This is a genomic window from Flavobacterium sp. (assembly GCF_043773265.1).
Classification (GTDB): domain Bacteria; phylum Bacteroidota; class Bacteroidia; order Flavobacteriales; family Flavobacteriaceae; genus Flavobacterium.
Genome location: NZ_JAYVFH010000156.1, coordinates 1 through 18491, shown reverse-complemented (window position 1 = coordinate 18491; position 18491 = coordinate 1). Strand labels below are relative to the sequence as shown.

At 27.7% G+C, this 18491-nt stretch carries 13 protein-coding genes; 6 read left to right on the top strand and 7 right to left on the bottom strand.

What is annotated here, in order from left to right:
* Window positions 1-313: 313 nt before the first annotated feature.
* Window positions 314-646, bottom strand: coding sequence for a hypothetical protein (locus ACH2BO_RS08605; RefSeq protein WP_395044336.1), 333 nt, complete (start codon window positions 644-646; stop codon window positions 314-316).
* 184 nt (window positions 647-830) lie between these two features.
* Between ACH2BO_RS08605 and lpdA the strand changes: the two genes are divergently transcribed.
* Entirely contained in the window at window positions 831-2234 is a 1404-nt protein-coding gene (lpdA, locus tag ACH2BO_RS08600; protein ID WP_395044335.1) for a dihydrolipoyl dehydrogenase, read from the top strand.
* Window positions 2235-2292: 58 nt separating this feature from the next.
* On the opposite strand, the gene ACH2BO_RS08595 is transcribed toward lpdA, so the two are convergent.
* Window positions 2293-4164, bottom strand: coding sequence for an RNA-binding domain-containing protein (locus tag ACH2BO_RS08595; RefSeq protein WP_395044334.1), 1872 nt, complete (start codon window positions 4162-4164; stop codon window positions 2293-2295).
* An 86-nt stretch (window positions 4165-4250) separates the two neighbouring features.
* Complete coding sequence (locus ACH2BO_RS08590) at window positions 4251-5153, bottom strand: DUF4349 domain-containing protein (protein WP_395044333.1); 903 nt, start codon at window positions 5151-5153, stop codon at window positions 4251-4253.
* Window positions 5154-5341: 188 nt separating this feature from the next.
* On the opposite strand from ACH2BO_RS08590, the gene ACH2BO_RS08585 reads away from it, so the two are divergent.
* The 4 genes from ACH2BO_RS08585 (at window position 5342) to ACH2BO_RS08570 (ending at window position 11329) form a co-directional block, all read left to right on the top strand.
* On the top strand, window positions 5342-6649 hold the full coding sequence (locus tag ACH2BO_RS08585) for an anthranilate synthase component I family protein (protein ID WP_395044332.1): 1308 nt from the start codon (window positions 5342-5344) through the stop codon (window positions 6647-6649).
* Between the two features lie 183 nt (window positions 6650-6832).
* Window positions 6833-7987, top strand: coding sequence for an ATP-binding protein (locus tag ACH2BO_RS08580; protein ID WP_395044331.1), 1155 nt, complete (start codon window positions 6833-6835; stop codon window positions 7985-7987).
* Between the two features lie 12 nt (window positions 7988-7999).
* Window positions 8000-9310 carry a tRNA lysidine(34) synthetase TilS gene (gene tilS / locus ACH2BO_RS08575; RefSeq protein ID WP_395044330.1) on the top strand — a complete coding sequence of 437 codons (1311 nt, stop codon included), beginning with the start codon at window positions 8000-8002 and terminating at the stop codon, window positions 9308-9310.
* Window positions 9311-11329, top strand: a complete 2019-nt coding sequence (locus tag ACH2BO_RS08570; protein ID WP_395044329.1) for a cytochrome c biogenesis protein CcdA — start codon at window positions 9311-9313, stop codon at window positions 11327-11329. It abuts the gene before it with no gap.
* Window positions 11330-11332: 3 nt separating this feature from the next.
* Here the strand turns inward: ACH2BO_RS08570 and ACH2BO_RS08565 are convergent, their stop codons facing one another.
* Window positions 11333-11533 (bottom strand): helix-turn-helix transcriptional regulator, encoded by a 201-nt coding sequence (locus ACH2BO_RS08565; RefSeq protein ID WP_395044328.1) that lies wholly within the window; start codon window positions 11531-11533, stop codon window positions 11333-11335.
* Window positions 11523-12005 (bottom strand): hypothetical protein, encoded by a 483-nt coding sequence (locus ACH2BO_RS08560; RefSeq protein WP_395044327.1) that lies wholly within the window; start codon window positions 12003-12005, stop codon window positions 11523-11525. The genes ACH2BO_RS08565 and ACH2BO_RS08560 overlap by 11 nt, the downstream gene beginning before the upstream one ends.
* Before the next feature lie 181 nt (window positions 12006-12186).
* Here ACH2BO_RS08560 and ACH2BO_RS08555 point away from each other — a divergent pair, with 181 nt between their 5' ends.
* Window positions 12187-13722 carry a YifB family Mg chelatase-like AAA ATPase gene (locus tag ACH2BO_RS08555; RefSeq protein WP_395044326.1) on the top strand — a complete coding sequence of 512 codons (1536 nt, stop codon included), beginning with the start codon at window positions 12187-12189 and terminating at the stop codon, window positions 13720-13722.
* A 75-nt stretch (window positions 13723-13797) separates the two neighbouring features.
* On the opposite strand, the gene ACH2BO_RS08550 is transcribed toward ACH2BO_RS08555, so the two are convergent.
* Window positions 13798-14658: a neutral zinc metallopeptidase gene (locus ACH2BO_RS08550; RefSeq protein WP_395044325.1), complete on the bottom strand. Its 861-nt coding sequence runs from the start codon at window positions 14656-14658 to the stop codon at window positions 13798-13800.
* A 39-nt stretch (window positions 14659-14697) separates the two neighbouring features.
* Complete coding sequence (locus tag ACH2BO_RS08545) at window positions 14698-18048, bottom strand: PAS domain S-box protein (protein ID WP_395044324.1); 3351 nt, start codon at window positions 18046-18048, stop codon at window positions 14698-14700.
* Window positions 18049-18491: the final 443 nt, after the last annotated feature.

The following is an 18491-nucleotide window of genomic DNA, read 5'->3' as shown; positions in this document are numbered from 1 at the left end:
AGTATATAGGCCAGCAAAAACCAGTAAAGTATAAAAACGGTTCGTAGCTTTTTTGATTTGGATGGCATGGTAAAGTAGGGTAAAGGTAGGGTGTAAAATCCAGCCGGCTTTTGCAGACATTATTTTTTTATACTGACTGGTAATATACTCCTTGATTTGTTCTTGTACGTTCATATAAAATTACGGGTTGCTTATTTCGCCGGGTTGGTTGATTTTGTAGTCAACCTATTTCAGGACGAGACAATAAAATGACCATCGCTCCAACGTCCAGCCAGCCTTGCAGCAAACCCAATGTTGTACGCTGGCTTTCTGTTTATTTCTTTAAAAGCAAATTATTTAAATTAATACTTCCGCAATTAATTTCTTTCTCGTCCATTAATGGATGTCCATTGATACTTTTGTATGCTGAAATTTTATAAAAGAGATTTTGCCCTTTTAAGCTAAGCCCTGTTCGCAATGTACCATCTACTCCTTTATTAGAGAGCAGTACGACATAAAAAGTTGTTGATTCTTTTGGATTAATAGTTCTTTTCAACGAATATGATTTATTGATGCCAGTATCTAAAAAAGATTTTATTGGCAGACCATAATCATACAATGGTTCTTTTTCAATTGTCATTGTGTCGGAAGGAAGAAGTAATCTCATAAAGTTGACCAATAAAGATGGAATCTCAAATGAATTTATAATTTCTATTCGACAGACCTCAAAGGTTTTTTTTAAACCCTTGAGGTCTTAAAAATTATTATAAATTCAAAAATAAAATTCGTGAATATTCGTGCAATTCGTGGCTAAAAAATTCTTAATTTTGCAATTCTAAAAAACAAAAACTATGAGTTCATTTGACGTAGTCATTATAGGTTCTGGTCCAGGCGGATATGTTTCGGCAATTCGTTGTGCACAACTTGGTTTCAAAACCGCAATTATAGAAAAATACTCAACACTTGGTGGAACTTGCCTAAACGTAGGTTGTATTCCGTCAAAAGCTATGTTGGCATCATCACATCATTATGAAGAATTACAACATTTTGCCGATCACGGAATAGAAGTTTCTGGCGAAGTAAAAGTAAATCTTGAAAAAATGATTGCTCGCAAACAAGCAGTTGTTGATCAAACTTCTGGTGGCGTAAAATTTTTAATGGATAAAAATAAGGTTACTGTTTACGAAGGATTAGGTTCGTTTGAAGATGCAACTCACGTAAAAGTTACTAAAGCCGACGGAACTTCAGAAGTTCTTGAAGCTAAAAACATAATTATTGCAACAGGTTCTAAACCATCAAATCTTCCTTTTATAAAATTAGATAAAGAAAGAATTATCACTTCAACCGAAGCATTAAAATTACCAGAAGTCCCTAAACATTTAGTAATTATTGGTGGTGGAGTTATAGGAATTGAATTGGGACAAGTATATTTACGCCTTGGAGCACAAGTTTCGGTAGTAGAATATATGGACAGAATTATCCCAGGAATGGATGCAAGTTTGTCTAAAGAATTGACCAAAGTTTTGAAAAAACAAGGAATGAAATTCTACGTTGCTCACAAAGTAAAATCGGTTGAAAGAAGCGGAAATGTAGTAACCGTTCAAGCCGAAAATGCAAAAGGTGAAACCATTACTTTAGAAGGCGATTATTCGTTGGTTTCTGTTGGTCGTCGTCCATATACTGATGGACTTTCGGCAGAAAAAGCAGCTGTAAAAATAAACGATAGAGGAATGGTAGAAGTTAACGATCATTTGCAAACAAATATAGCTAATATTTATGCTATTGGCGATGTAGTTCGTGGTGCAATGTTGGCTCACAAAGCCGAAGAAGAAGGTGTAATGGTTGCCGAAATTTTAGCGGGACAAAAACCTCATATTGATTATAATTTAATTCCTGGAGTAGTATATACTTGGCCAGAAGTTGCCGCTGTTGGAAAAACAGAAGAACAATTGACTACTGCCGGAATTGCATTTAAATCTGGAAGTTTTCCTTTCAAAGCATTAGGAAGAGCAAGAGCAAGTAGCGATTTAGATGGATTTGTAAAAATTCTAGCCGATGCTAAAACAGATGAAGTTCTTGGTGTTCATATGATTGGTGCACGTTGTGCCGATTTAATAGCCGAAGCAGTAACCGCAATGGAATTTAGAGCATCAGCCGAAGATATTTCAAGAATGTCCCACGCACATCCAACATTTGCAGAAGCAATGAAAGAAGCTGCTTTGGCTGCAACTGATAATATTGCGTTGCACGTTTAGAAAAAAGTTTTATTAAATAAAAATCCGTTCAATTTTTTTTAAACTGAACGGATTATTTTTAGTTTGTAAATAAATTATCAGTATTTGAATATTTAATGTTTATTTCAAAATCTGGTTTATTACCATTTTTCCGGGTTATGAATTTTTTATCTTCAAGCCGATTAAAAATTGTTCTAATAGTTCTCTTAAAATTTTCAAATTTTTTTGCATCATCAATTGATTTTTTTTCTAGAAAATATATAAAATTACCAATACTATTAGCACTTATAATCTCAGTTTGTATTCCAAATTTTGAATGTTGATAAATAGCATTTAAAATGTTTTTATATTTTTCAGGTAGTAAGTCAAAATCATTTTTAAATAAAATCTTTAGTTCATCTGAATAATCAGTTTTTGTTAAAACCCTATCAACTATATATATTGGATAAATTTCGGGACTTTCATTATTTTTTATCAACAAACCTTTTTCCTCTAAATTTGAAATAATATTTTTATGATTGTTATCAGATGTTAGGAGAATTGTGTATCTATCCAATCTATTTAGAGTTTCAGATTTATAAAAATAACTAAGAATAACCTTTTCTTCTTCATTTAAATCTTTTCCGTATTTTATTGTTAAATATCCAGAATAACATTTTAACCATGTTTCCATTTTATCATCATAAACTTTTCCTTTAGGGACATAAAGTTTAATTTCATCTTCTGTTAAAACGTAATATGGTAGATCAATCAAGTTATCTAAACAGGCATCTGTTAATGAAGCCAATCCTTTTCCTTTTCCTTCCCATCTATTAAAACTTTTTAATAAATCAGTAAGTTTAGGGTTTCTTGCATATTGTATTGGAATAATTCTTCTAATTTTTCCTTGTTCAGTATCTAGATGTAACCTTTGTTTTTCCTGAAACATACCAGGATTTTGAATCATTAAATTTTGATTAGGTCTAATTTCAATAATTATAAATCTATTACTTTTATAATCTCTATGAGCCAAAGCATTATTAACAATTTCACGAACCAAATCTTCTGGGTATTCTGGTAGTGCTGTACCTCCTTTTTCAGATATTATGCCAACTTTCGTATTTCTAAAAACAAAATTCACACTCTTTTGAATTAAGTCAATGATATTTTCTCTAAATATTTGTTTATCCTCAGCTATCTTATTTTTGATTTCAACGTAACAGTCGACTTCGCACTTTCCTTGAATATAATCTTCAACATAGTCACCACAGACTAACATTCCTAATAATGTAGGTTTATTATCTCTAACAAATCCTTTTCTATTTAAAAAAGATATTGAAGAATTTAAATCTGCTTTTAAATTTTCAACTTTTTTGCCCAAGTTTAGTTGAACTATATATTCATTTAATTTTTCAATATTGATTAAATCGATAGATGTGTTTGGAACAATTAATAATTCTTGAGTATTTATTAAATCATTTTTTAATTCCTCTTGAGTTTTTATTTCAACTTCAGTTAATTTATGATCACCAGTCAAAACTCTTTTAAAAGCACTTTTATTAAAATAAACAAATTTTTCGTCTTCTGGTAACTTTTCAATATAAATTACTGCGACTTTTCCATCTAAAAAATCTCTAATTTCATATTCTGGAAAATATATAGATAAATCTTTTTCATTACCTGATTTATCAGTAAATTGTTTACCAATTTCCTTTAATTTGTTTTCGTTTTCATATCTAAAGCTACTAAACTTATATTGTTTATTAATCTTAACATTATTAATCTCTTTTATTCCAATAATAATTATACCACCATTAGAGTTTAAAAATGCACAAGCACTAGTATAAAGTTCCTTCCATTCTGAACTTGTAGAAAGATTCTTAATTTCTATCTTTTCTGTTTCAACTTCATTATAAGAGTTGTTTTTTATACAATCTTCTAATATTTCTAAAGTTTTATCTATTAATGACATATTTTATTTATATGTGAAAATTTAATTATACTCCAAAGATATAAAATTTTAAAATAAAAAACCACCAGTTTCACAGTGGTTAATTTTTACTTTTTAATAAATTTTTTATATCCAATCCAACTTAAAAACGCAATTAAAAATAATGCCCAAAGTTGCGTAACAAATGCAATAATTCCTTCCAACATAAACCATCCAGTTTTTAAAGAATCCCAAATTTGCAAACCCAAATGTGGTCTATACTTATTTATATTTTTTTCGCTGGCATACAATTCATTTTTGATTTCTTCTCTTTGGTACAATCTAATGTTTACGGTACTAAAATTTACTTGATCGTTCATAGAAAGATTTTCTAATGTTTTGGCATCGTTTGCTTCTTTTTTAGATGCTAAATTATCTTCGGCATCAATAATTTGATTTAGTTTTTTTCCTTTATCATCAATAGCTTTTTCGACTCTTTTTTCAGTTGAAGAACTTCTTTTTTGTGCCATTTTATTGGATAATAATTGCAATGAAACATCATCAGCTTTAATAATTCTAAAATCTAAAAAGGCAACTTCTTTTCTAAAAGAACTTAGTAAAGTATCTAGTTTAGTATTTGGAACTCGAATTGTAATATTGTTTTCAACTGTAAATTTTGTAGTTTCTAGAATGCTATCTTGGCTAACTCGCGTTTCAGATTTGTCGTTAATAGTGCTTTTCAATTCTTTAAAAGTTACAAATCCACCAATTTTAGCAGTTGTGTTTTCAATGTTATATGTAGTTTGCGCGACATTTTTTACTTTGTATTGCAAATTAGCGGTTCGAATAAATTTCCTATTAGTTTTTTTGGGTTCAACTGCTGCATTTGATGAAATTACAGATTTATCAGCTGTTGCTTCTGTTGCATAATCTGTTGTTGCATTTGCATTTTCAGATTCACTTGCATTTTTGCAAGAGTAGGCGATACCTAAAATTAAAATCGCCAAACTAATTTTCGAAATTGTTTTCATAAAAAAATTACTATTTAAAAGGTTAATGTTACAAATGTTTAATAGAAATAGTAATTTTATATCAATATGTTATTTTTTTAAGATTTTTAACTTAATTATTCACAACTAAAAACCGTGCCAAGATTTTTCATTAATACTTTTATTAAAAAATTATTTTTATTGTAATTTTGGAATCTTATAAAATCATATTGAGAACATCTATTTATAAATCAATTGTAAACGTTTCAGAATTTAAAAATCAATTATTGCATTGGTCAGAACAATTTCGTGAGGTTGTTTATTTAGATAGTAATTCTAATTATAATATAAATAAAAAGTATTCCTCTTACGATTATGTTCTTGCGGTTGATGCTTTTACATCAATAAAAACTGACTTTCACAACTCATTTCAAGATTTGCATCAATACCAAAGTCAGACTAAAGATTGGCTTTTTGGCTATTTATCATATGATTTAAAAAATAATGTTGAAGATTTGCAATCTAATAATTTTGACGGTTTGCATTTTCCAGATTTGTTTTTTTTTCAACCTAAAAAGTTATTTTTAATTAAAGAAAATCAAATCGAAATTCAGTATTTGAATATGTGTGATGATGAAATTGAAAGTGATTTTGATGAAATTTTATCAATTTGTCACACTGAGCTTGTCGAAGTGCTTCCATCTCCTGTCTTAATTGACCAAAGAATTTCTAAAGAAAATTACATTTCTAAAGTATCAAAAATGCTAGAGCACATTCATCGTGGTGATATTTATGAAGCTAATTTTTGTATTGAATTTTATGCAGAAAATGCTATTATAAATCCATTAGAAATTTATAAAAAACTCAATTCAATATCTGAACCACCATTTGCAGTTTACTTTAAAAACAATACTAATTTTTTACTATGTGCTTCGCCAGAACGCTATTTAAAGAAAGAAAATTACAAAATAATTTCGCAGCCAATTAAAGGAACATCCAAACGATCATTTGACATTGAAGAAGATGAAATTTTAAAACTGAATTTAGAAAATAATCCTAAAGAACGTTCAGAAAACATTATGATTGTTGATTTGGTTAGAAATGATTTGTCTAGAACTGCTACAAAATCATCAGTAAATGTTGAAGAATTATGTAAAATTTATACGTTCAAACAAGTGCATCAAATGATTTCAACAATAGTTTCTGAAGTTGAAAATACTACTTCGCCAGTGGCAATTTTGCAAACCACTTTTCCAATGGGAAGTATGACAGGCGCACCAAAAATTGCAGCAATGAATATTATTGAAACACTTGAAGAAACAAAACGTGGATTGTACAGTGGCGCTGTTGGATATTTTACACCAAATGGCGATTTCGATTTTAATGTTGTTATTAGAAGTATTTTGTATAATTCTGAAAATCAATACCTTTCATTTTCTGTTGGAAGTGCAATTACCTCTTTATCTGAACCAGAAAAAGAATATGAAGAATGTTTGTTGAAAGCTAAAGCAATGTTTGAAGTATTATTAGGAATTTAGCTTCTGTAAATTCAAAATAAAACTTCTGTAAATTCAAAATAAAATTTCTGTAAATTCAAAATAAAATTTCTGTAAATTCAAAATAAAACTTCTGTAAATTCAAAATAAAACTTCTGTAAATTCAAAATAAAATTTCTGTAAATTCAAAATAAAATTATATATTTGCATTATAATTAAGATGTTATGGAAGTAAAAAGAGAAATAATAAACTATATGAATTTCCTTAAAGACAAGTATCCAATTCTTGCTTTAACTGGACCAAGACAATCTGGAAAAACAACTTTGTTAAGAGAACTTTTTCCGGATTATAGATACATAAGTTTAGAGAATCCAGATTTAAGAAAATTTGCCGAGAATGATCCAAATAAGTTTTTAGAAGAGTATGATTCTTTTTGCATTATCGACGAAGCACAACGTGTACCACATTTATTTTCGTATTTGCAAACTATTGTTGATGAAAAAAAAATAATGGGACAATATATTTTATCTGGTTCACAAAACTTTTTGCTTTTAAAAAATATTACTCAAAGTTTGGCTGGTCGTGTAGCTTTATTTAAATTATTTCCTTTTGATTTTAATGAAATGAAAGCAGGTAATTTTTTATCTAAAAATTATATTGAAGCAATGATAAATGGTTTTTATCCAGCAATTTACGATAGAAATATACCTTCTACTACATTTTATAAAAATTATATTGAAACTTATGTAGAAAGAGATATTGCAGAATTAGTAAACATTAGAGACATGCGTACTTTTAGAACTTTTTTAAGTTTGTGCGCAGCAAGAGCAGGAAGTTTAATAAATTTAAGTTCACTTGCAAACGATTGTAATATTACGCAACCCACAGCAAAGTCATGGTTGTCTTTGTTAGAAAGTAGTTATATAATTTATCTTTTGCATCCTTATCATAAAAATTTTGATAAACGTGTTATAAAAAGTTCTAAATTGTATTTTTATGATACAGGTTTGCTTTGTCATTTATTGAAAATAAAAGATGAAAAACAAATAAAATTTAATACATATAAAGGTCATTTGTTTGAAAATATGATAGTTATGGAATTGGTTAAGCAAAATCATCATCAAAATTTGATGAAAGAATTTTGGTTTTGGCGCAATTCTGATGGTAGAGAAATTGATTTATTGACGCATGAGGACGATTTTTTAGATGTATTTGAAATTAAATCTACATCAACCATTACACCAAATTTGTTTAAAGAATTAGAGTATTTTGAAAAATTAGCTAAAGATGAAATTGGTACAAAAACACTTATATACTCAGGATTACAAACCCAAAATAGAACTTTTGCAAAAGTTTTATCTTGGTACGATATAAAATAATTACTTTTGAAAATGCTTATAAAATTCCAAAAACATCTTGATAAAAACTTTTCTTTTTTAAAAGAAAAGAAATTATTTTTGGCAGTCAGTGGCGGTATTGACAGTATAATTTTAGTAGAATTATTACATAAACTCAACTATAAAATTTCAGTTTTGCATTGCAACTTTTCTTTAAGAGGTTCTGAAAGTGATGGAGATGAAGAATTTGTAAAATCATATTGCAACACTAAAAAAATTCCAGTTTTTATTCAAAAATTTGATGCAAAGCAATTTGCATTGGATTATAAATTATCTATTCAAGTTGCAGCTAGAAAGTTGCGTTATGATTGGTTTTATGAACAATTGAACGAGCAAAATTTCGATTTTATTTTAACTGCACATCATCTTGACGATAATTTAGAAACCTTTCTTATCAATTTAACAAGAGGAACAGGTTTGGAAGGATTAACTGGAATTCCGAGTCAAAACGATAAAATTATCCGACCATTATTGCCTTTTTCTAGAGAAGAAATTGAGAATTATGCAAAAGAAAATAATATTCAATGGCGAGAAGATTCTAGTAATGCATCTGATAAATATTTAAGAAATAAAATTCGTCATACTATTGTTCCAGTTTTAAAAGAAATAAACACTTCTTTTCTTGATTCTTTTCAAAAAACCCAAAAGCATTTAATTGATGCGCAATCGATTGTAACTGATGGGGAATATATTATTTTTAAAGAAGTAGTTACAGAAAAAGAAGATGGAACAGTTCATTTTGATTTGAAGAAATTGCTTCAATTACCCAATTATTCTGCTTATTTGTATCAATGGTTAAAGGAATTTGAGTTTAATGCTTGGCAAGATATTTATGATTTAGTCAATGCTCAATCGGGTAAAAAAGTTTTTTCTGAAAACTATATTTTGTTAAAAGACAGAGATTTTTTAATTCTTTATGCAAAAGAAAATGAAGAAGAAAACGAAGAATATTTCATAGAAAAAAATCAATTAGAAGTTAAAATTCCCTTAAATATTTCTATTTGTAATGTACCTAACGTTTTAGAAACAAATTCTAATGCTATATTTGTTGATGAAAATAAATTGCAATTTCCATTAACAATAAGAAAATGGCGAGAAGCAGATTATTTTTATCCATTTGGAATGATAGGAAAAAAAAAACTTAGTAAATTTTTTAAAGATGAAAAATTATCTTTAATTGATAAATCAAGTATTTGGCTTTTATGTTCTAATAATGAAATAGTTTGGATAATGAATAAACGATTAGATGATAGGTTTAAAGTTACCAATGCAACAACTAATATTTTAAAAATAACGATTCTATAAATGAAAAATTATATATTTTTAGTACTTACTTTTTTGACATTTTCAAATGTCAATTCTCAGGTTTTAGATCCTGTAAAATGGACAACTAATACCGAAAAAGTTTCAGAAAACGAATTTAATTTAATAATTAACGGAACAATTGAAAACGGTTGGCATGTATATTCACAATTCACTCCAGATGGCGGTTCGTTACCAATAGTTGTTAATTTTAAAGAACAAAATGGTAATTATCAATTGATCGGAAAAGCAATTGAAAGTCCTTATAAAAAAGAATATAGTGAAGTATTTGAAGTAGACGAATATTTTTTTGAAAATAAAGTTACTATTACTCAAAAAGTGAAAATTATAAATCCCAAAGTTTCACAAATTAAACTAAATTTTGAATATCAGGTTTGTAAAGAAGCATGTATTAATGATAATAAAGATTTTGTTTTTGAAATTCCTTTAACTTCAAATATTGTTGTTAAACCAGCTTTAGATTCAGTAAAAAAAAACGTTAATCAGTTTTCGACAGTTATTGATACTTCAAATGTAGAAACTACAATAAAGCAAGACAACACTATACTTAAAGAACCTAAAAAAGAGGAAAAAGGTTTTTGGAAAATATTTATTTTATCCTTTTTAGGAGGATTAGTTGCAACATTTACACCTTGTGTTTTTCCAATGATACCAATGACTGTAAGTTTTTTTTTAAAACAATCTAGTAATAAAACTAAGGGAAAATTTAATGCATTGTTTTATGGATTATGTATCGTTTTAATTTGTTTATTTTTCACTTTGCCGTTTCATTTATTAGAAGGTGTAAACCGAGATATTTTTTCTGAAATTTCTACCAACGTTTATTTGAATATTTTTTTCTTTGTTATTTTTGTAACTTTTGCTATATCATTTTTTGGAGCTTTCGAAATTACAATGCCAAGTAAATTATCAAATAAAGTTGATAATGCTTCAAATTCTGGTGGATTACTCGGAATATTTTTCATGGCGTTGACCTTAATTATCGTTTCATTTTCCTGCATTGGTCCGGCATTAGGATTTGTATTTGGAACATCTTTAAATTCTGATGGTGGAGCTACAATTTTATCCATGGCAATGTTTGGTTTTGGATTAGGATTAGCATTACCATTCATGTTCTTTGCTATAGCACCAAGTCTATTAGGAAATTTGCCAAAATCTGGTGGTTGGTTAAACACTGTTAAAGTTGTTTTTGGATTTATTGAATTGGCTTTGGCTTTCAAATTTTTATCCAATGCAGATATTGGTTTAGATTTACATTGGTTAGAACGTGAAGTTTTTATTTCTTTTTGGATTGCAATTTTTGCAGCTTTAACACTCTATTTATTAGGTAAAATTACTTTGCCTCATGATAGCGAATTAACACATATTTCCGTTGGAAGAATGATTTTAGGGTTGTTAACATTAACATTTACAATTTATTTAATACCAGGAATTTGGGGTGCACCTTTGAAATTAATTTCGGCATTTCCGCCACCAATGACTTATAGCGAAAGTCCGCAAGGTTTTGGATATAAAACCGTTAGTAATATTGAAAACAATTTGCCAAAAGGTTCCGTTTTCACAGTTCATAATTTAGTATCATTTGAAGATTATACTATTGGTTTAGAATATGCTAAAAAAGTAAATAAGCCAATTCTAATTGATTTTACAGGAAAGCAATGTGTAAATTGTCGATTAATGGAAAATAATGTTTGGTCTGATGAAAAAGTTTTATCAATTCTAAAAAATGATGTGGTTTTAATTTCACTTTATGGCGATGATAAAAAAGAATTACCAAAAGACGAATGGTATATTTCAAAAGAAAATGGTAAAGAAATTAATACAGTAGGAGAAAAGTGGAGTGAATTTCAAATACAAAAATTTAATAATAATTCTAGACCTTTCTATGTTTTATTAAACCCAAATAATGAAGAAGAATTGAACATTCCTATTCCTTATACTCCAAATATTGATGAATATAAAGCTTGGTTAAAGAATGGTATTTCTTTGTATAAAAAGTAATTTTTAATCTGTTGTTTCTAAAGTAAAAATTTCTTCTACAGAAATTTCAAAAAACCTTGCCAGTTTTAATGCTAAAACTGTCGAAGGAACATATTTTCCTTTTTCCATTGCATTTATTGTTTGTCGGCTAACTTCTATTTTATTAGACAATTCTTCTTGCGAAATATTCTTAATAGCACGCAAGACTTTTAGATTATTCGTCATGGCTAATTGATTTATTTAGTTGGTATATTTTATAATGAAATCTTATGATGAAGAATAAGAGTTGAGAAAATATATTTAAAATAATAAAATTTCCATAAAATAATCCATAAAAAAATAGAGTATTAAAAAGTAATAGAAATAAATTAAAATAAGTTGCCCATACTAAACTTTCATATCTGATTTTTGCAATCATTTCATCTTCATTTTTTAATTTTGAAAATCCAATTAATAAAACACTAATTATGAAAATAATTGTTAGTGTTTCATCAAAAAAATGATTATTTATAAAAGTAAAAACTTGTGGATCACCTAGAATATTAGTTTTATAAATTGCAAAAACTTTAATGTTCATTATTTCTTCAAATAAACTACTGTCGAAAATCCATGCATAAAAAATTAATATAATTGTTGGAACAAACAAAATCCAACCAATTTTTTTATACTTGTTAGGAAATAAGAAATGTGTTTTCATAATAAATAAGTTTAAAATTACATTACAAATGTAAAGTATATTTTACATATAGACAAATAAAATTTACATAAAGTTTAGTTTGCTTTACACTTTGAAATAATTATTTTTTTTGTGAAAATTGTTTTTCAAAAAATTATATATATTTGCATCATTATAAGCCATTTAATTAAAAGTATAAGCCATGTTAGTAAAAGTATTTGGAAGCGCCGTTTTTGGCGTTGAAGCCACTTCTATCACTGTAGAAGTAAATATTGATAAAGGTGTTGGTTACCATCTTGTAGGTTTGCCAGACAACGCCATTAAAGAAAGTAGTTATAGAATTGCTGCTGCACTCAAAAATAACGGATACCAACTTCCGGGAAAAAAAATCACTATAAATTTGGCTCCAGCCGATTTAAGAAAAGAAGGTTCTGCCTATGATTTAACTCTAGCTATTGGAATTCTTGTAGCATCAGGACAAATAAAAGCCGACGAAGTTGATAAATATGTAATTATGGGCGAATTATCACTTGATGGTGGTTTGCAACCTATAAAAGGAGCTTTATCAATTGCAATAAAAGCTAGAGAGGAAGGTTTTAAAGGTTTTTTTCTGCCAAAACAAAATGTAAAAGAAGCAGCAGTTGTTGACGGATTAAATGTTTTCGGAATTGAAAATGTTACAGAAGTAATTGATTTTTTTGAAGGAAAAGGGACATTAGAACCAACAGTAATTGATACACGTGAAGAATTTTATAAAGAATTGAATTTTCCAGAATTTGATTTTTCAGATGTAAAAGGTCAAGAAAGTATTAAAAGATGTATGGAAATTGCAGCTGCTGGTGGACATAACATTATTTTAATTGGTCCGCCAGGTTCAGGAAAAACAATGCTTGCCAAGCGATTACCAAGCATTTTGCCACCCATGACTTTGAAAGAAGCATTGGAAACCACAAAAATACATTCGGTTGCCGGAAAAATTAAAGATGCTGGTTTAATGAGTCAACGACCTTTTCGATCTCCACATCATACTGCTTCATCTGTTTCATTAGTTGGTGGCGGAAGTTATCCTCAACCTGGAGAAATTTCTTTATCTCATAATGGTGTTTTGTTTCTTGATGAATTACCAGAATTTAAGCGTGAAGTTCTAGAAGTAATGCGTCAACCACTTGAAGATAGAGAAGTAACAATTTCTAGAGCTAAATTTACAATAACTTATCCATCATCGTTTATGCTAGTTGCGAGTATGAACCCAAGTCCGAGTGGATATTTTAATGACCCAGATTCGCCACAAAGTTCTTCACCTCAAGAAATGCAACGCTATTTGAGTAAAATTTCTGGTCCACTTCTTGACAGAATAGATATTCATATAGAAGTTACTCCAGTTCCATTTGACAAACTTACCGAAACAAGAAAAGCCGAAAGCAGTTTAGAAATTAGAAAACGTGTTACAGCAGCAAGAGAAATACAAACCAAACGATTTGAAGCATTTGATAACATTCATTATAATGCACAAATGAGTTCAAAACAAATTAGAGAATATTGTGAATTAAATGAAACATCATTACAATTGTTAAAAACTGCTATGGAAAAATTAAATCTTTCGGCAAGAGCTTTTGACAGAATTTTAAAAGTAGCACGAACAATTGCAGATTTAGAAGCGGCAGAAATTGTTGTTTCCAATCATATTGCTGAGGCAATTCAATATAGAAGTTTGGATAGAGATGGTTGGTTGGGTTAAATTCTGTAAAAAGCAAAAAAAAAGATTGACTATTTAAAGTCAATCTTTTTTGATTTATTTATTATTTAGTAGTGTCTAATTTAGCAAAGCCGAAAAAGTATCATCTTGATTAATATCACCAGTTTGATATCCTTTTTTAAACCAATAAATTCGTTGTTCAGAAGTTCCATGTGTAAATGTATCTGGTTGAACTTGACCTTGCATTTTACTTTGAATAGCATCGTCACCTACAGCATGTGCAGCGCTCAATGCTTCATCAATATCTCCTTCTTCAAGATATTGCTTGTTATAATGTGCCCAAACACCAGCATAAAAATCGGCTTGAAGTTCTAAACATACTGATAATTTATTAGCTTCGGTTTGGCTTTTTCCTTCTTGCAATTGTCTAACTTTTCCAGATGTTCCAGTAATGGTTTGTATATGATGACCAACTTCGTGAGCAATTACATAAGCAATTGCAAAATCGCCACCTTTTGCTCCAAAACGTGTTTTTAGTTCTTCAAAAAATCGTAAATCCATATATACTTTTTTATCTCCAGGACAATAAAAAGGACCAGAAGCAGCAGTTGCATTTCCGCAAGCAGTTTCTACAGCATCTGAAAATAATACCATTTTTGGCTGTTCATATTGCAAATTATTTTCTTGAAATATTTGACCATAAGTGTCTTCAGTATAAGCAAAAACTGTTTTTGCAAAATTTCCAATTTCTACTTCTTGAGCAGTTAATTCTCTTTGTTCGCCAGTTTGTTGTGTTTGCTGACTTTGATTCATTTGTTCTAACATTGGGGTTAACATTCTAGCATTTTCACCTCCAAAAAGGTTTAATAATAAAATTATTATTCCAATTGCGCCACCACCAAGAACTGCTTTTCCACCACCAGACATTCCTCTTCTGTCTTCAACATTGTCACTTTGACGATTCCCTATCCATTTCATATTTTTATGATTTTAAAAAAACAAATATAATTTTTTTTCTTAATGTTTTAGCCATTTTGCAATTTTGGATTCTAATATTTCTTTAATTATTGGCTTAGAAGTATAATCATTCATTCCAACTTCAATGCATTTTTCTTTTTCACCAACAACTGTGCCAGCGGTTAATGCAATTATTGGTGTGTATTTTCCAATATCAGTTTTTCTTATTTCTAGTGTTGTTTCATAGCCATTCATGACTGGCATTTGAACATCCATTAATATTAAATCTGGTTTTAATACTGAAAATTTTTCTGTGGCAATTTTACCATTTTCTGCTTCATAAATAGTTCCGTTGGGTAAAATTTGTTTCACTAAAGTTTTTGCCAATAGCATGTTTATTTTATTATCTTCAACAATTAGAATTTTATAATTTTCTAAACCAAAACTTATATTATCTTTTTCTTCAATAATTTCTTTTGTAGAGTCAATTTCTTTTTTTGAAATTTCATTAGATGTTTTTACAGTGATGTCAAAGTAAAATTCGCTTCCATGTTCATATTCACTTTCTAATTGCAATTTACTATCCATTAACTCTAACAATTGATTAGAAATTGTTAATCCCAAACCAGTTCCACCATATTTTCTAGTAGTTGATGTATCTCCTTGAGAAAAAGCGAAAAATATTTTTTCTTGAAAATCGGGCATGATTCCCAATCCAGTATCTTTTACTGAAAAACGAATAGTTTTTTTATCGTTAGACAAGCTTTCTTTTAAATTGATAGACAACACAACATTTCCTTTTTCGGTAAATTTTACAGCATTACTTAATAAATTAATTAAAATTTGTTTTAGTCGAACACTGTCTGTCCAAATAAAATTTGGAATTTCTTGGCTAACATTGAAGCTTAAATCTAGTTTTTTTAAATTGGATTCATATTTTACTAGATCAATCACTTGTGAAACTATTTCAATGAGATTATATTTTTTTATATCTAATTCTAATTTTCCAGATTCTATTTTAGAAAAATCTAGAATATCATTAATTATTTCCAACAATGAAGTTGCAGATTGATTGATAGTATTCATGTAATTTCGCTGAAAATCTTCAAGAGGTGTGTTTTTTAATAGGTTTGTAAATCCAATTATTCCGTTTAGTGGAGTTCTAATTTCGTGACTCATATTAGCCAAAAATTCAGATTTTGTTTTATTTGCAGCTTCTGCATATTCTTTAGCCAAAATTGCACTTTCGGCTTCTTTTTCTTTAGAAATATCAATTAAAATTCCACCAATATATTCTACAATTCCATCTTTTTTTATGGCATCTCCAAATTCTTCAATCCAAATATAGGAACCGTTTTTTTGCTTAATTCTGTATTTTGAATGTATTTGTTTTCCAGATGTAATATTTTCAAATTGTTCTTTTAATATAATTTCTTTTTCTTCGTGATGAATTAAGGATGTAAATGATAAACCATTATATAAAAACTCTTCTTTTGAATATCCTGATAAGTTTTCAATTTCATTGTTTATATAAACTTTAGAATAGTTTTCATCAAATTTAGATAAATAAACTGTTCCAGGAATATTGTTTGCAATTAATTTAAATTTCTCTTCACTTTCAAAAATTATTTTTTCATTAATATTTCTTTCTATAGAAATAGATATGTTATTTGCAAGTGAACTTAAAATAATAATTTCATCTGTTGACCATTCTCTTTCATAAGTAGAATCATCAAAAACTAAAATTCCATATAGTTTTTCTTTTATATAAATAGGCAAAAACAAAAGTGATTTTGCACCAAATGAATTAAAGTAATTTTTAATAGTTTCATTTTTAATTTTACTTACAATAGAGTAGAAAACTTTATCTTTTTCAACTTCTTTTAATATCCATTCAAAATTACTTAATGGAATATTTAATAAATCTTTGTTTGGAATTGCAAGAGCATTTGTTTCTGAAAGCCATCGATATTTTTGGGTAAATAAACCTTCGTTGTCTTTAAATTCAAAAAATGATAATTTATTTACTTTGGTAACATTACCAATTCTATGAAGAATTCCTTCAAATATTTCATCAGTGTTTTTGCTGGTTAAGAAATTTTTTGTTACGGTATTTATTTCTAATAAAATTTCGCTTTTGTATTTAAGTTTTTTTTCAGCTTGAATTCTATTGCTAGTTTCTATAGCAATAGCAATAAAAACTGATATAGATTTTGCAAAGTTTATATCTTCATTATCCCAATTTACAATTTTAGTGTCAGATTCTATACAAAGAACTCCTTCTAATTTTCCGTTTAAATATATAGGTGTATCTAGCATTGAAAGAATTCTGTTTTTTATAAAATAGTCTTTCCAAAACTCTTTAGAATTATTATTATAAACATTTGATGCAATAACTTGATTGTCATTTTCTATTGCATTAAAGTATATTGGGTGATTTGCTTTATTAATGACTTGGTTTTTTTCAAATGTATCTTTATTTAATAGATATAGTTCTTTACAAATAATAGAGTTAGAATTATACTTCCAATAACTAATTCTGTTTACATCAATTTTTTTGGCGACTATTTTTAATAAATAAATTAAAAACGAATCAAAATTTTCTTGATTTGAAAAACTTTTTATAGTTAGTTGTTTAATAACATCATTATATTTTTTTATTTTTTTATTTCGGCTTTTGGCTTCAATTTCTATATTTTTTATTTGTGTAATATCTCTAGCAATGGCAGAAAAACCAATAATTTTTCCATCATGATTTTTATTCATACTTATTTTTTGTGAAACCCAAATCGAATCTCCATTCTTTTTTAAAGCAGGAAATTCTATGCTATCGGGAACTTTCTCTTCGTTTCTATATTTCAATACATAATCTACAACATTGGTAATATGGTCTTCTCTAATAAATTTTGTAAAATGTTGATTTATAAGTTCATCAATTGTATAGCCCAGTTTTTTTTGAATAAATTTGTTTAAAAACGTGAAATTTCCTCCTGAATCTGTTTCAAAAATTAAATCAGTTGCCGATTCAATTACATTTTTAAATTGATTTTGAATTTGAACTTGTTGCGTCACATCATTTCCTACGCTTATTATTAAGTTTTTGGAAAATTTTTTGTCTTTCCATTCTATGTATTTATATTTATCATTTTTGCATTTTAATTTTCTTATATATGGTTTGTCAAAATTTTTTGTTTCTAAAAATTCTTCTTGAATAAATTCAGGATCTTGTGTAAGCTTCCAAAAATTGTGTCCTAATACTTCTTTGGGATTATATCCTAAAATTGATAGTATAGAATCACTACTAAAAGAAACTTCACCATTTTTATTAGTTGCAATTGTTATTATGTCATGATTAGAATTGTCATCATTAGCAAATAATATAAACTCTCTACTTGTATTGATTACTGACAAATGGCGCATATAATTTAAAACAGAAATAATTATTGACGAAACTAAAATTATTAAACTAATTTCTTTATTAAAGCTTTTATGTAAAAATAAAAAGGACAATAAAAACACCAATAACATATTAAAAAGTAGGTATTGTTTTAGATTAGAATATACAGTAAATGAAAAATATAAAATAATTAAAAACGCTGTGTATGTTATAAGATTGAAAGGTTTAAAAACAAGATTTGTAAAGACAAAAATTAAATAAAATATGTAAATGGCTTTAAAAATATAGTTAATATTTTTAGCCACAAAAACTACTCTTTTTGAAAGAAAATAAATTAATAATAAAACAATGCTTATTATATAGTTTTTAATTGATAAAGACTCAGAGCGAAGACTGAAAAAACAATAAATAGTTTCTAAAAATCCTATTGCTAGTGAAATATATAATGTTAATTCAC